Raw genomic sequence first — 587 nt, 5'->3', positions numbered from 1 at the left:
TGACCACCGCCGGGTACTCCGAGCCCTGGCTCTTGTGGACCGTGGTGGCGTAGGCCAGCACGAGCTCATCCAACTCACCAAAGCCGTAGGCAATCTCCCGGCCCTCGTAGTCGACCACCAGCTCGCCCTCCTCCATGTCGATCCGGCGGACGATGCCGAGGTCGCCGTTGTAGACCTCGCGCTGATGGTCGTTGACGACCTGCATGACCTTATCGCCGGGGCAGAAGGTCCAGCCGAAGCGCTCTACCCGCACCTCGCCCGGCGGGTTCAGCGCCTTCTGCAGCTCGATGTTGAGCGACCGCGCCCCGAGCCCGCCTCGGTTCATCGGGCAGAGCACCTGGACGTCCCGCACCGGGTCGAGCCCAAAGCGGCCCGGGATGCGATCGCGGACCATGGCCAGCAGCTTCTCCAGCCCGGTTTCCGGATCGGCCGCCTCGACGAAGTAGAAGTCGGAGCCTTTCTGCGGCTTGAGGTCCGGCATCTTGCCTTGGTTGATCAGGTGGGCGTTGGTGACGATCCGGCTGCCAGCGGCTTGGCGGAACACCTCGGTCAGGCGCACCACCGGCACCGCACCGGAGGTGATGATG

The 587-nt window shown here is 66.6% G+C and carries 1 pseudogene; it reads right to left on the bottom strand.

What is annotated here, in order from left to right:
- Positions 1-587: pseudogene (locus ACFQS7_RS31050) on the bottom strand (ATP-dependent RecD-like DNA helicase); the annotation flags it as partial.

The sequence above is a fragment of the Dankookia sp. GCM10030260 genome (genome assembly GCF_042666655.1).
Taxonomy (GTDB): Bacteria; Pseudomonadota; Alphaproteobacteria; order Acetobacterales; family Acetobacteraceae; genus Paracraurococcus.
Note: the sequence above shows the minus strand (reverse complement) of the source record. Positions and strands in the feature narration are given on the sequence as shown.